Origin of the sequence: Streptomyces sp. NPDC057877, assembly GCF_042796855.1 — a bacterium.
In the GTDB taxonomy this organism is placed as follows: domain Bacteria; phylum Actinomycetota; class Actinomycetes; order Streptomycetales; family Streptomycetaceae; genus Streptomyces.
In genome coordinates this window covers 37,371-49,676 of sequence record NZ_JBHVMS010000020.1, presented here as the reverse complement: position 1 = coordinate 49,676, position 12,306 = coordinate 37,371, and the positions used below count along the sequence as shown (strand labels likewise).

Genomic DNA, 12,306 nt, shown 5'->3' with positions numbered 1-12,306 from the left:
GCGGGACCTCAACCAGGTGCGGGCCGACCTCGCGGCCTTGTACGAGCGGCTGCCGTACTCGGTGGAGCCAATGGAGGCCTGGCAGCGTCCCGAGGGCTACTGGCTCGCCACGTCCCGCGCGTATCCGGACTCGCCGGGCTGGTCGGAGCAGGAGCAGCGGGAGGTTGCCGCGCTGCGGGAGCGGGAACGCGACCTGACCGCCGTGATCCTCACGCATGCCTTCTGGAACGACGTGGCCGGCCCCGAGCGTCCCGACGCCCGCAGCAAGCTCAGGCACGCCCTCGAGGCGGCCGCGGACCGCCAGGAGCAGGAGGCGTAGCAGTGGCGGACACGCCGTCCGAGCCGCCGCCCATCACGGTGGTCCTCCCGGACGGCCAGGAGGTCACAGGACGCCTCCACGAGCGCCAGCAGACGCCCGAGGGCTGGCTGTTCCGCGTCTCGGTCCCGGCCTGGCAGAACACCGCTGAGGGGACCGTAGAGGCAGCCTGGTACACGGTGTGGGTGCAGGCCCCCGCCCACGTCAAGCGCGTTGCGGGAGCCTCGTACGACGACGTGCCCACGGCGTATCTGAAGGCGCCGCCGTCGCGGTCGGTGCGGGAGGTCCTCGGGTCGCGCCGGCCGACGGGCTGGGTGCTGCAGAAGCTGGACGCCCCCGGGCCCGACCGCGGCGTCCTGCACGCCCCGGACTGTGACGAGGCCCCGGAAGGCGCACCGGTGCTCGAGCTGGAGCGCGCCCTGGACGCTGCCGAGAAGGCAGGCGTGAGGCTGTGCTCGCTGTGCGGTGCGGCCGCCGAACTGGACCCCGTGCTGCGGGGCTTCGACCACGGCTTCGACTCCGGACGCTGACCGCCTGCCGCAGGCCGGAGCGGGCGGGCGCCGATTGCACCAGGCGGCGGCCGACGGGCATCCTGCGCGTCCGGAGAGAAGGGGAGAGCGTGTCCGAATTCGACGAAGACGCGGCAGGGGAATCACTCAGGAAGGCCGCAGAGCTGCTGCCGGACGACGACGCAGACGACGGAGCCGGGGCCGCTCAACAGGCCGTCCAGGAGGCACTCCAGGCGCTCCCGGGCACGCCGGAGCCGGGATGGACACCCGAGCAGGAGAAGCAGATCCAGGCGATGGTGACCGAGCTGCGCACGGTTCGGAAGCTGGCCGGGCCGGACGCGGGCTGGCTGCGCCGGAAACGGCAGATGCGGGCGCGAAACCGCTACGTCGACCTGGCCATGTTCAGCGACCCGGCACTGGTGGACGAGGCCGAACTGCGCATGTGGAAGCACCACATGACGGTGGCGCTCCTGCTGGAGTTTGCGGTCGGCCCGATGCAGCGTGACGACGTACAGGCGGCAGTGAACCGTCTGGCGATCGTGAACGCCGCCACCTACGAGGACATCAAGAAGGTCAAGCAGAAGATGGCCGACGGGGAGCAGGACGACCCCGGCAGCCCGTGACGTACAGCGGTGCGCCGCGTTGGGCACGGCAGCGCGTGCATGAACATCCGACCCCCCCCCCGCGGATACGCGTGTGAGGCCCCGCCGGCGCAGCAGCACGGTGCGGGGCCTCATGGCTGTTCTGGCGCGGTGACCAGGGGCAACAGCTGCGTACGGGTTGTGCGTCAGATACGCAACGAGCCGCACGCGGGGGCAGGCGCACCATCAGCCTGCGGGGATGGACAAGTTGATCGAGTTGGTCAGCACGCTCGTGTCGGGGGCGTTCATCGCCGTCCTCGCGGCGTGGCTGACCAACCGCTCCCGCAACCGCCAGGAGCAACAGGCCGAGATTGGTGCCCTGCGCGTGCAGGCCGACGCGCTGACGGTGGCGGTGGCGGAACTGCAGGGCGCGGCCGCCGCCAACCGCCAGTTGTGGGAAGGCCCGGCTGAACGGGCGCGGTCGTTCCTGCTGGCCGTATTCGCCTTCGCCGGGGGTGCTGCCCGGGCCCGGATCGCCGGTGGCTCGGACAACTTGAGCGGCCTGGTGGGGCTCGGGCAGGCGGCGGAACTGCTGAGCTGGGACCGGCGGGCGACCAAGCAGAACGTGGCCGCCGTACGGGAGCCGCTTGCCCGGGCCGCCGCAGCAGCTGCCCCGCTGATGCGCTCCACCGACGCGGACGTCGCCGCCACCACCGAGCAGCTGCTCAACGCCTGCTCGGACATTGAGAACACCGAGCGCCTCGAGGCGGCCCTGGAGGCGTTCGGCCAGGCCGTCCGCGCGGCCACCGCACCGCGCCTGTCCTGGTGGGCGCGGCGCCGCGCGGCCCGGGCGTCCTCGTAGGATGCGAAAGCGCCCTGTCCCTGGCAGCTGCAATGCCAGGGACAGGGCGCTCGCGTGTGTTCAGAGCTGGATGTCGATGTCCTCCACGTCGGTGAACTCCACGCCCAGGCCTCCGGCCCGGGTGTTGTTCGCGCGGAAGTACATCTCCGCCAGGCCCTCGGCTGCGATGCGCTGGAGCTGCTGCTCGTTGGCGCCACCGTCGCGGGCCTCGAACAACCGGTCCGCCCAGCGCGGCGGCAGGGCCTGGGTGATGTCTCGGATCCGGGCGTCGTCGGTCGTGCCCGGCGCGGCGGTGAACCCGAACCGTGCGCGGGTGCGGACGACCAGGCCGCCCGTGGACGCGGCCCGCTTCTTCGCCTTCGCGCGGATCTGCGGCTGCCACCGCCGCTTGACCTCACGCTCTATGCGGTCGCGCAGGTCGCGGCGGGGCCGCTTGAACTTGCCCGCGACGTACCGCTCCACGGTGCGCTGGGACACTCCGAGGGCGTCCGCGGCCGCCTTGGTGCCCTTGAGCTGCTTGACCAGGTACTTCATCTGCGCCTGGGCGCTCTGCGGGATGCGGCGGGTGAACGCCCCCTCCAGCGCGGCGTCCAGGCTGTCCCCGATCGAGTCGGCCATCGTCGGCTACTCCCCTTCTCCGGCGCTCTGGTCGGTCTTGATGAGGTTGGCGAGGTTGAACACGGCGCCCGCCTCTTCGAACTGGGCTTCCGCCCACAGCACGGTCTGGGTGCCCTGGTGCTTGACCATCCCCGGCGAGACACCGAGCCGGAACGTGCCCGGCACCGGCTTGCCCTCGTCCGTGTACGGCAGGACGTCCAGCGGGGACGGCCCGGAGGAGGGGTAGACGATGCAGTCCGTGCCGATCGCTACCGGGTAGCGGCCGGTCGCCGCGGCAGTCTTGAGGATCTTGCGGTGCATCCCGATCCGGACGGTGGCCAGCACGGCGGCCCGGATGTCGGGGCGCCACGTCTCCCGCTTCAGCGCCGGCCATTCCTCGTAGTACGGCACCGCTCCCCGGCTGCGCTGCCGCAGCTTGCCGATGCCGCCCTTCGCCGTGGACTTGATGGCGTTCAGCAGCAGGGCCATGGTCGGGTCGACCTGCTTGTGCACGGTCATCGCGTCCAGGAACTCCTGGCCGCCCATCTTCGTGGTGACACCGAGGTCGGCCATCGTGGCCACGTAGGCGTCGCGCAGCCGGTTGTACCAGGGGTCCAGGTAGCGGCCGGACTCCAGACGCACCCACGCCTCGATCGGCGCGACCTCGAACCCGAGCTCCTGCGCGTACGCGACGGTGGGGGTGGCGTACCAGGCCGGGCCGGTCGGGCGGTCGCCCTTCGGCGTGAACGGCGAGGGCAGCAGGTCGCCGTCGACGGTGCGCCCGTCGATCTGCACGCGGGACAGGTCGACGTGGCTCAGGTCGACCAGCCACGAGCCGGGCACCTTCGGGTCGAACGCCGGGCGCTCGAGGCGGGTAGGGGCGCCCAGGCCGACGGTGAGGCCGTTGGTGGCCGCCGCGAACGCCATGTTGACGTCGATCGCGACCAGGTACGGCAGCATGCACTCGTCATCGGTCAGCGCCCGGCACCAGTCGTACGGCTCCTCCATCAGCATTTCTGCCGGGGTCCGCAGGTGGTGGCGCTCGAACTTCCCCTTCAGGAGCGGATGCTCGTCCGGCACCTCGCACTCCACGTGCTCGTACACCGCCGTCAGGGCGTCGGCGTTGAACGCCCGCTCGAACGCGCCGGTGGCCTCGTTCTTCTCCGCACGGGTCGGCGGCCGCAGCGCACTCATCAGCTCCAGGCCGGTCGTCGACGTGGTGCCGCGCGGCGTCATCACCCGCTGCGCGTACGTGCCGAGATACCGGGCGAGGTCGGCCGGGTGCATGCCCGGCAGCTGCGGGTCGTCCTTCTTGTCCCACTCCCGCGCGTCCAGCGCGTTCCACGCTGGGATGCACAGCTGTACGCAGCGCCGGCGGGAGCCCTCCGGGTCGCGGAACACGCGCGCCCACGGCCCCAGCCCGCGCTGGGTGAGCTGCAGTTCGGCGCGCTGGAGCTGCTTGACCACCTTGTGGCTGTCCTTGAGCCGGCCCGCGCGCCGTTCCTCGTCTGACAGGGCGGCGGGCAGGCCGTAGCGCTCCAGGGCGGCGGGGGTGAGGACCAGGATCGGGTCGGCGTCGCGGCCGTTGCGGTGCAGCCGGGGCTGCCCCAGCTTCGCCTCGGTGATGGTCCAGTCGACCAGCGCGGGCAGCGACTTGGCGGGCACGTCCAGGACCAGGCCGCCGACGCAGTACGCCGACACCTGCCCGTCCTCGCAGTCGACCACGGCGAGCGGGCCGTTCTCGAAACGCGGGTCGACCGCGGCCGCCGACGGGGCGGCGTCCTTCCTCACCGCCTTCTTCGCGGCCGGGCGCCGCGACGTCGACGACGGCCTGGTGGTGCTCGCCGCCGCACGGGCGGGCGGCTTCGCGGCAGCCGGCGCCGACGGAGCCTCAGCCGCCGGGGCGGGCGCGGCGGCGAACGTATCCGGCACCTCCGGCTCGGGGACCACCTCGGTGGCGGGGGCGGGGAAGCGCGCGGCGAGGCCTTCGAGCAGCCGGGCGTACGCGGTGCGCTGCGGCGGCCGCGGTTCGTTCTTGCCTGCCTCCCAGCTCGCCACGGCCTCCCGGCGGGTGCCGAGCGCCTTCGCGATGTCGGTCTGGGTCAGATCGGCGGCCTCGCGCAGACGCCGACGTTCGGCGGGCGGCGGCAGGTCGTTCTGGTCGACCTGGTTCAGCAGCGCATCGACAGCGCTGAGCAGCTCGTTCTCAGTGGGCACAGAGCTCACCTCCACTAGACACCCTACACCAATCGCTCATTGGATCGCTTATTGATTCGCGCATTGGATCGCCCTTCTTTCTTGAGTGGCACTCGGGACGGCATGGCTCCCGTCCTGGCCATCAGCCGGATGCCAGGCTGAGCCGGTCACGTCCCGGGGGTGAATGGGAGGCCGCGTTGTCCGTCGCGTTCCGCATCAGCTGCTGCCTGTGCCGCAAGAACATCCCGCTCGCCGGGGACGTCATCGCCCTCGATGCCGAGTGGCAGCGCCGCTACCCGGACATGCGCGGCACCCTCGCCTGCGAGCGGTGCGTCATCGACTACGGATGGGCGTGCTGCACAACGGCCAAGGGCGCCTTCGTCGACGGACACATCGCTGCGCCCGAGGACCAGGTCGACGTCGACTCCTGGAGTCACCACCTCGAGCGCGGCACCCACCGCGCCCTGGTGCTGACCTATCCCCGCTCCGGCCTCCTCCAGGGGGCGGAGCCTTACCTGCGCTGGCGCGCCGGCCACAAGGGCACCGCCCCCGAGATCGCCGCCATGCTGCGCACGGTGATCCAGGAATGGGACGAGCAGCACAGCGCCGTCGGCGCCGCGCAGGCCCCCGGCTGAGACCGCGGCTGCCCTCTCCGGCTACGAGGCGGTTGGCGCGGCGCGCTGGACGTGCAGGGGCGGCGGTAGCGGAAGCCGGAGCTCTGCCACCCCCCGGATGTTCAGTTCGCCGGCCTCTGCCCGGCGCAGGAGTTCGCCCGCGTTCTTCAGCGCCATGACGACCCGGGTGCGCAGGCGGGGATGGAACGGCATGGCGAGCGGGACGAGGGCGTCGATGGCGGCCGGGTTCGGGAACGAGTTGTTGCGCAGCTCGCCGACGACCCGGTTGAAGGCGGAACCGAGCTTGGGAGGCAGCTGAATGTGGGAGCGCTGCAGCGAGGACAGCAGCAGCGCCAGCATGTCCTCGTACGCGGTGCGCAGGGCGTTGATGCTGTCGTACGACACGATGTCGGCGGCGAACAGCCCGCGGCTGCGCTCGAGACGTTCGAGGATGGACTTGAGCATCTTCAGGTCGATGTCGCCGGCATACCGAAGGGGCCGGTCCACCCGGGCCAGCAGCTTGCCGCCTTCCACGCCTTCCCTCCAGGAGAAGCTGCTCAGGAGGTGGAACCACGCCTCCTGACTCCGCAGGGAGTAGACGCCGCAGCCGATGAGGATCTGGTAGAGGATCTTCGCCTTCAGCGGGCGCGCGCCGCGCAGGACGGCCCCGTACGTGACATGGGAGTAGCCGGGCGCCTGTTGGGCGAGGGTGCGGTGGCTGAGCCCGTTGAAGTCCAGCAGGGTCTTCAGGAGCTCGCGCAGCTCGGCTTCGTCGACGGCGTGCGGTGGGGTGAGGTGACCGGTGCGCTCCCAGCGGCTCAGTGCCTCGCGGCACAGGTCACCGGAGAATCCGGCGGCGGCCAGGCGCAGGCTTTCCCAGCGCGCGCTCCAGCTCTCGGGGTCGCCGCCGCAGGCCAGGACGTAGCCGTTGACGGTCGCCCAGGTGGGCAGTTTCTTGCCCGCGTGGGCATTCGACAGCGTCGCGGTGGACAGCCCGCTGTGTTCGGCCATCAGCGACAGCGGCGGGTTGCCGGCCTGCTTGCGCAGCGCCTGGAGGTCGCGGGCGAAGGCCACCAGCGGGTCGTTGCTGGGGGGCAGTTTCTTCATGGGACGGGCCACGGCGTCCATCTCCTTTTCGAGCCCGGAACGGGGCCGGGGCCCGTCGGTGAGACGGGCCCCGGGGGATCGGGTCAGAGCAGACGCTGGCGCAGTTCGGCGGCCAGCAGGCCGCCGGCCCCCAGGATGGCGAGGGCTTCCTCGAGCTTCATCCCGCGGGCGAGCAGGACGAACAGCGCGGCCAGGAGTATGACCAGCAGGAGTAAGGAAGCCAGCGGCGAGGCCTTGGCAGCGCTCACCGGGGTGTTCGCGCACGGCCCGTTCTGCTCAGCAGGAACGGGCTCAGGAAGCAGGTACGACAAGGAAGTTGACTCCCAACAGGAGGCGGATGGTCAGCAAGCGGTCCGGAACTTGGTGCTCAAGTGCCTTGCAGGGCACGGGACTTCACGCCGGTGGTTGCAGCCACAGGCGCCAGCGAAACCCACGTTACCCACGCTTACGCGCGAGAATGCCGATTCAGTTCCCATTGGAGGCAAGCCGTAAATAAAGCGCCGACCTGTTATTTAACGACCGGAACGAAATTGTTCAAAGATTGGCTCGCCTCCGCATTTAACAACCCGCGAATCTGCCTCATAAGCGCAGGTCAGGCGGCGTGTGGATCGGGTACGGGGATCTGTCTGCCTACAGTCCTTGTGGAGGTTAATTATCCCCCTCATTCTTGAACTCGTTCCCACGTGCGCGTACGTACGCGCACTAGAGAGGCGCAGGTCCAACGGTCCGGACACGCACCGCAGAACGCAGGAGGCCCCGTTGCAGCGGGGCACCTCCGCAAGGTGGCACGGCCGACAGGTCAGCCACTGGACTTCCTTCCGCCCGACGATGACGACTCTCGCGGGCCGAAGGGCGTACGGCAAGAGGGCAGGGCCCGGCGGGATCCGCCGGGCCCTGCTGCCATTGGCCCGTTCCGCACCCCTTCAGGTCGGCCTCATGCCCTCCAGGGCGGCCGTTCCTGCAACCGGCTGGGGCTTGCTCAGCTGGGTCGATGCGGGGTGCCGAACTCCTGGTCGGTAAGAGTCCCGAGCACGGGCTGCGGAGCGACGGGAGCGGCGTAGGGGTCTCCGCAGAAGGGGCCGGCATCTATGTCAGGCGTGATCCAGGTACCGGTCCACCGCGGGTGGCGGTCGGTGATGGGGCTGCCGCACTGCGCGCAGAGCACCGCTGGGACGTCGTGTTGGCGCAGTAGGCGGGCGAGTTCGGCCCGCTGGAGCTCGGGGACGTGGTCGTAGTAGTCGAGCACGCCGGACATGGCCTGGGAGGTGTTCCAGGTAGCGGTGTCGACGGTGTCCTCCCAGGTGGTGTCCGGGCCGACCTCGTGGAGGAGACGCCATCCGAACACCGGCATGCCGGGCCCGTGCAATTCCGGCTCCTCGTGGAATGCCTGCGGAACAGAGGCGGTGTAGTCGGGGCGGACCTTGCGGATCTCGGCCTCCAGGACCGGCCGGAGCGCACTGTGAAGGTCGTCCAGGGCGGCGAGCACTCCGGCTACCATCCGGTCCCGGCCCTGCTCACTCGCCTGGTGCCAGGCACACAGCAGAATTCCCTCAAGAGGGCCGCCGACGACGACGGCCTGTTCGACGACTGCGGTGCCATCGTCAGCCAGGAGGACACGGTGGCGCATCGTCGACCCGTCGACGCTGCCCGTCCACTCCACGCGCTCGCCGGCCTGCACGGCCTTCACCGCGTCCACGGGAGCGGGAAACCGTTCGCCGAGATCATCGAGCAAGTCGATGTCCCTCTGCGGGGCGTCGTCCCAATCCACCAGCTCCAAACGTGCGGGCTGGGCTGGAGCGGTCCGCACCGAGGCCCGTTTCTGGGGCGCCTTGCGGTCCTTCTTGCGCTTCTTCGGCATCCTCGTCAGACTCCTTCACCGTCACGTGGCCTTCGATCCTTGCAGTCGACGGCGGCCCTCAAGGCCCCGATCACCCGACCCGGCGACAACAGCCCGCCGCTTCTGGTCACGCCGTACGCTCCAACGCGACTGCCGGGCCCTCGGGTTGTCCCGCAGCGGTGCTGTCCTGCCGGGCTGCTCGCTCGGTACGGGCCCGGCGCAGCGCAAGGGCGCGGGTGGCCTCGGCTTCACGGCGGCGCTGGATGCGGCCCGCTTCAATCGGGGCCGGTTGCGCCTCCGAGGACACCTCCGGCTCCGGGAACGCGCGGCGGCTCAGCTCACGCATCGCCCTGGTCTGCCGCTCCACGGCTTCCGCGATCCCAGGGTCCACCCGCCGCGCGGGCGCGACGGACTGGTGCGCGGCGAGCGCCTGGCGGTAGCCCTCGGACGCCGACTCGCGGGTTTTCACCGGACCGTTGGGTGCGGTCGCCGGGGCGACAGTGTCCGGTTCGGACACAGGCACCGACCCGGGTGCGAGGATCCGCAGGCCACGCACGACCGTACGGCCCGCCGACTCGTTCGCCGCCTGGACGACGCGGGCCTGCTCCAGGCGCAGCTTCGTCGCCCAGGCCGCCGACTCCGGGCACACGGTGAGCCGGCCGGAGTCGGCGTCGTACCCGACCGCGGCGATGTGCCCGGCGAACTCGGGGGCGATGGCCTCCCACCGCTCCCGCAGCGAAGCGCCGGCGGCCGGGAGCTCCCACGCCCGCTCGTTCACCAGCATGCCGATCGCGGCACCGAGCCCCAGCGGTTCCCGCCCGCCGTGCCGCACCGACGGCGTCATGCGCGGCTTCGCCTTCGCCGGACGGCCGTTGCCGCCGTTTTTCCGCGCCGTCTCCAGTGCGGCCCGCAACGCGACCCGCGCCAGGTCGACCCCCGACAGCTCGCCGCCGCTCATGACTGCTGCCAGGTGGTGTAGCCGAGGTTCAGGTGCCCGAGGCGGGACATCCGGGTCACCTGCGACACGAACGCCCTCGTGAACAGCCGTTGCGCCGACACCTCGCCGTACCGGTCGATGTGGTCGAAGACGACCTGGTGGTCCTTCGCCGCGCGGTTGCGCCAGTCCAGGACCTGCTCGCGGGTCAGTTCCTCGAGGACCAGCGGCGCCTGGTCGACGCCGTCGTCCTGCGGCTCCAGTGCGACGGCGGGTGCCGGGCGGGGAGCGGGCAGCACGACCGGGGCCGACGGCGCGGCCGGCTCATCGATGGCGGGGCGCACGGCCGCGGCTTCGGCACGGGCCTTGGCGGCCGCCGCCTTCCGGGCCCGGATCTGCTCGAAGCGGTGCTCGCGGGCCCACGCCTGGGCGGTCACGGTCTCGTGCAGCTGCCGCTCGGTCGCCGTACGGCGCTCCTCCGGCGAGGCGTACGGCATCGCGGCGTCGACGGCGGCCGCGACCGCCTGGCGCCGGTCACGGCTGTCGAACCGCCGGTCCTCGCACCGCGGGCACTCACGGCCCGAGTCGAGCAGCACGCCCTCGTCGCACAGCTTTTCGCCGCACTCCTGACGCTGGGGCAGAGCACGGCTGACCAGCCAGCCCACCGGGCTCGTGATCGGCGCGCCCAGACGCATCTGCTCCTCCAGGCGCCGGGTGAGGCGGTCGGCGAGGATCTGCGGCGCGTCGACGCGGCCCGCGAACCCCTCCACCCGGAGTAGCTCGGTGCGAGTCGCGGACTCCACCAGTTTCCGGGCGCCCCGACGCTCCAGGCGCTCCCACACCAGCCGGACCGGCTCCAAGATCACCCGCAGGTCTTCCGGCGGCAGCGGCACCCTCCCCCGCTGCTGCCTGCCCTGACCCGCACCGTCCACGGCCCGCACCGAAGCGCCGACCACCGACCCGCAGTCGCCGTTCTCGCTGCTCATCGACGGGGACTTCTCGCGCTGTTCCCCGCGAAGCGGGCCGCCCTCGCCGTCGACCAGGCGCAGCTTGTCAGCGGCATCAGCGTCCGGGGCCTGGTCCTCGCACGTACCCGCGCGCTCCGGCCGACCACCGGTCCCACCACGGCCTTCGCCGGAAAACCCACAAGAGAGCTCAAGAGACCCACCAGGAGTAACCCCAGAAGCGTGAGAGGCGTGAAGGTGTGCAGCAACGGCGAGGTCTGCCGTATCGGCCTCCTGGCCCTGCCCGGCACCCGACACCCCAGTAACCGCAAGGGTCCCAGAGTCCTCGCCAGTCTCAAGATCTCCGGATGCAGTAACAGCAAGGTCTGAAAACACGGCGTCGGCGGACTCGCGGGCCTCCCGTACGAGCAGACCGTGCGCCTGGGCGACCGGCAGCAGCCGCACGCGGCTGCGGGCGTTCATCTGGGACGCCGTCTCGCGCCGGTCCACCGTCACCGTGCCCCGCTCCTCGAGCCGAGCCAGGACCTTCGCCCCGCCCGACGGCGAGCAGCCCAGCAGTCGGCCGACCGTCGCCGCCGGACGGCCCCGCTCGGTGTCCACCGACCCCGGGCACAGCTTCAGCCAGCCCTTGGAGTTCGTCGACAGCACCATCAGCAGCAGCCCGAGCCGGTCCGTGGCCGCCCCGCGCCCCGTACGGTCCGCGAGCATCCCGGCCGGGGTCACCCGCCCGTCCTTGTGCGTCCAGCCCGGCGCGAACAAGACCTCGATCAGCTTGAGCAGCACCGCCAGCTCCACCCGCGACAGCGCCAGGACGTGCCGCCGGTCCCCGGCCTGCTGCGCCCGGTACATCGGGATCACCCAGCACTCCAGGCCCGTCGCCCGCCCGGCCGCGCTGTTCGTCTCGTTCGACCCGAGCACGCCGCGGTCGCGCAGCTCCGGCAGCACCGTGTGCGCGACCCGGGACTTCCCCAGCCCGAGCCACCGGCCCAGCTCCGCAGTAGTGATCTCCGTGCTGTAGTCGGCAGCGACCCGGGCCTTCGCCAGCAGCACCACCGACGCCAGCCGTGTGGCGTCACACGCCCCGTCCAGCGCCGGGGCCGACACCAGCGCACGCACCGCCGCGAGCAGCCGCGTGCGCATCGTCTCCGTCAACTGGAGCGGGTTGCCCAGCTCCAGCGGAACGACCGGACCGGCCTGAGCCGGAACCGACCGCAGCCGAGAGCGCGGCGCCCCGCCGATGAACTCCGAGCGAGGGGGCACGAGCGGGGCGGCCCACGCCGCGACCGCGCTCACTGGACACCCCGCAGAGACGTCAGAACATGATCCATCCAGCGACCATGGACCAGATCACCTGTGGATAGATTCTGGTCAGCCGCAGAGACCCCCGGCACTCCCGCACGGCGGGCAACAATCTTGGAACCCGTCCCGTCACGCGGGACGACACCCTCCCGGGCGCTGCCGTCGACGCAGTTGTCGACGACCTCCGAGAGCGGGTGCACGAGCGGGGCGGCAGACACCGCGACCACGCTCATCGAGCAGACCCCGAAAGAGCTGCTCTTGGAGCTTCCTACTGGAAGACCCTCTTCCTGTACGAAGCGGGTAAAGCCGAATGAACCGGACGCCGATTCCGTCACGCGGGAAGATCGCCGCGCCTGAACCGGGGTGAAACGGACATGCTCAAGCTGACAGGGGACACCACTCTCGGGCACTATGAGAAACGACCTGCCTTCCATATGCGTGGACCGACCAAGCCCCTCGGGGCCGGCCGAGCCGGGTGTGCGGATGGGT

General features: G+C 71.2%; 12 protein-coding genes. 5 read left to right on the top strand and 7 right to left on the bottom strand.

The window, feature by feature from the left end; translation table 11 throughout:
* From ACFVQG_RS38175 to ACFVQG_RS38160, 4 genes are all read left to right on the top strand, one after another.
* A partial coding sequence (locus tag ACFVQG_RS38175; protein WP_383393180.1) for a nucleic acid-binding protein occupies positions 1-319 on the top strand: 319 nt, incomplete at its 5' end.
* Positions 320-321: 2 nt separating this feature from the next.
* Entirely contained in the window at positions 322-846 is a 525-nt protein-coding gene (locus tag ACFVQG_RS38170; RefSeq protein ID WP_383393177.1) for a DUF6233 domain-containing protein, read from the top strand.
* An 89-nt stretch (positions 847-935) separates the two neighbouring features.
* A complete protein-coding gene (locus ACFVQG_RS38165; RefSeq protein WP_383393174.1) occupies positions 936-1,448 on the top strand; it encodes a hypothetical protein in 513 nt (170 codons plus the stop codon).
* Between the two features lie 217 nt (positions 1,449-1,665).
* Entirely contained in the window at positions 1,666-2,268 is a 603-nt protein-coding gene (locus tag ACFVQG_RS38160) for a hypothetical protein (protein WP_383393172.1), read from the top strand.
* 60 nt (positions 2,269-2,328) lie between these two features.
* On the opposite strand, the gene tpg is transcribed toward ACFVQG_RS38160, so the two are convergent.
* Both tpg and tap read right to left on the bottom strand, forming a co-directional pair.
* Positions 2,329-2,886, bottom strand: a complete 558-nt coding sequence (tpg, locus tag ACFVQG_RS38155) for a telomere-protecting terminal protein Tpg (protein ID WP_383393169.1) — start codon at positions 2,884-2,886, stop codon at positions 2,329-2,331.
* A gap of 6 nt (positions 2,887-2,892) precedes the next feature.
* Positions 2,893-5,082 (bottom strand): telomere-associated protein Tap, encoded by a 2,190-nt coding sequence (gene tap / locus ACFVQG_RS38150; protein WP_383393167.1) that lies wholly within the window; start codon positions 5,080-5,082, stop codon positions 2,893-2,895.
* Between the two features lie 176 nt (positions 5,083-5,258).
* Between tap and ACFVQG_RS38145 the strand changes: the two genes are divergently transcribed.
* Positions 5,259-5,696 carry a hypothetical protein gene (locus tag ACFVQG_RS38145; RefSeq protein ID WP_383393164.1) on the top strand — a complete coding sequence of 146 codons (438 nt, stop codon included), beginning with the start codon at positions 5,259-5,261 and terminating at the stop codon, positions 5,694-5,696.
* Positions 5,697-5,717: 21 nt separating this feature from the next.
* Here ACFVQG_RS38145 and ACFVQG_RS38140 read toward each other — a convergent pair whose 3' ends face one another.
* From ACFVQG_RS38140 to ACFVQG_RS38120, 5 genes are all read right to left on the bottom strand, one after another.
* A complete protein-coding gene (locus tag ACFVQG_RS38140) occupies positions 5,718-6,794 on the bottom strand; it encodes a hypothetical protein (protein WP_383393160.1) in 1,077 nt (358 codons plus the stop codon).
* 71 nt (positions 6,795-6,865) lie between these two features.
* Positions 6,866-7,030: a hypothetical protein gene (locus ACFVQG_RS38135; protein ID WP_383393156.1), complete on the bottom strand. Its 165-nt coding sequence runs from the start codon at positions 7,028-7,030 to the stop codon at positions 6,866-6,868.
* Between the two features lie 731 nt (positions 7,031-7,761).
* On the bottom strand, positions 7,762-8,640 hold the full coding sequence (locus ACFVQG_RS38130; protein ID WP_383393155.1) for a hypothetical protein: 879 nt from the start codon (positions 8,638-8,640) through the stop codon (positions 7,762-7,764).
* Positions 8,641-8,746: 106 nt separating this feature from the next.
* Positions 8,747-9,577, bottom strand: coding sequence for a DUF721 domain-containing protein (locus tag ACFVQG_RS38125; RefSeq protein ID WP_383393153.1), 831 nt, complete (start codon positions 9,575-9,577; stop codon positions 8,747-8,749).
* Positions 9,574-11,811 (bottom strand): hypothetical protein, encoded by a 2,238-nt coding sequence (locus ACFVQG_RS38120; RefSeq protein ID WP_383393150.1) that lies wholly within the window; start codon positions 11,809-11,811, stop codon positions 9,574-9,576. The genes ACFVQG_RS38125 and ACFVQG_RS38120 overlap by 4 nt, the downstream gene beginning before the upstream one ends.
* Positions 11,812-12,306: the final 495 nt, after the last annotated feature.

Coding starts and splice junctions, on each gene's coding strand:
- ACFVQG_RS38160 (WP_383393172.1), top strand. CDS start 1,666: ATGGACAAGTTGATCGAGTTGGTCAGCACGCTCGTGTCGGGGGCGTTC.
- tpg (WP_383393169.1), bottom strand. CDS start 2,886: ATGGCCGACTCGATCGGGGACAGCCTGGACGCCGCGCTGGAGGGGGCG.
- ACFVQG_RS38130 (WP_383393155.1), bottom strand. CDS start 8,640: ATGCCGAAGAAGCGCAAGAAGGACCGCAAGGCGCCCCAGAAACGGGCC.
- ACFVQG_RS38125 (WP_383393153.1), bottom strand. CDS start 9,577: ATGAGCGGCGGCGAGCTGTCGGGGGTCGACCTGGCGCGGGTCGCGTTG.